1 protein-coding gene is annotated in these 1,118 nt (G+C 67.0%); it reads left to right on the top strand.

Translation table 11 applies throughout. From position 1 onward, the window contains the following. The coding region (tnpC, locus tag FN828_RS20420) for an IS66 family transposase (protein WP_142495135.1) at positions 1-1,118 on the top strand (1,118 nt) is incomplete at both ends.

Here is a 1,118-nt window from a genome sequence, read left to right as displayed (position 1 = left end):
CAGCACCTGTTCGTGCTGCGGGTCCGATCGCATCGTGAAGATGGGCGAGGACATCACCGAGACGCTGGAGGTCATTCCCCGCCAGTGGAAGGTGATCCAGACGGTCCGGGAGAAGTTCACCTGCCGGGCCTGCGAGAAGATCACCCAGCCCCCGGCGCCCTTCCATCCGATCCCGCGGGGATGGGCGGGGCCCAGCCTGCTGGCGATGATCGTCTTCGAAAAGTACGGCCAGCATCAGCCCCTCAACCGCCAGGCTGAGCGCTACGCCCGTGAAGGCGTGGACCTCAGCCTCTCCACGCTCGCTGACCAGGTCGGCGCGGTGGCCGAGTTGCTGAAGCCACTGCACGCGCTGATCGAGGCGCATGTCTTTACCGCGGCCCGGCTACATGGTGACGACACCACGGTGCCGCTTTTGGCCCGTGGCGGCACGAAAACCGCCCGGCTATGGACCTATGTGCGCGATGATCGTCCTTTCGACGGGACCGCGCCGCCCGCGGTCGTGTTCCGCTTCTCCCCCGATCGCGCCGGGGAACATCCAACGAAACACCTGATGGGCTGGCAGGGCATCCTGCAGGCGGACGCCTATGCCGGGTACAACCAGCTCTACGATGCCGCCCGGAAACCCGGGCCGGTAGCATCGGCGTTGTGTTGGTCGCACGCGAGGCGCAAGTTCTTCGAACTCGCTGACGTGCAGACCAACATCCGCAAGGGCAAGTCGGCCAAGGAGATCTCGCCCATTGCCGTCGAGGCGGTGAAGCGCATCGACGCGCTGTTCGAGATCGAGCGCATGGTCAACGGGCAGACCCCGGAGGCGCGGCTGGAGATGCGGCAGCGCCAGTCGGCCCCGCTGGTCGCGGACCTGGAGCACTGGCTTCGCGGCGAGCGCGCGCTCCTGTCAAAGCATGCCAAGGTGGCGAAAGCCATCGATTACCTGCTGTCGCCCCACCACTGGCCGGGCTTCACGCGGTTCCTCGAGGACGGGCGGATCTGCCTCTCGAACAACGCAGCCGAGCGCTCCCTGCGCGGTGTGGCCCTCGGCCGGAAATCCTGGCTCTTCGCCGGATCAGAGCGCGGCGGACATCGCGCCGCCGCCATCTACACGCTGATCGGCACGGCCA

The organism is Thalassovita litoralis (assembly GCF_900182725.1).
GTDB classification, from domain to species: Bacteria; Pseudomonadota; Alphaproteobacteria; order Rhodobacterales; family Rhodobacteraceae; genus Thalassobius; species Thalassobius litoralis.
This window is presented reverse-complemented; position numbering and strand designations above follow the sequence as displayed.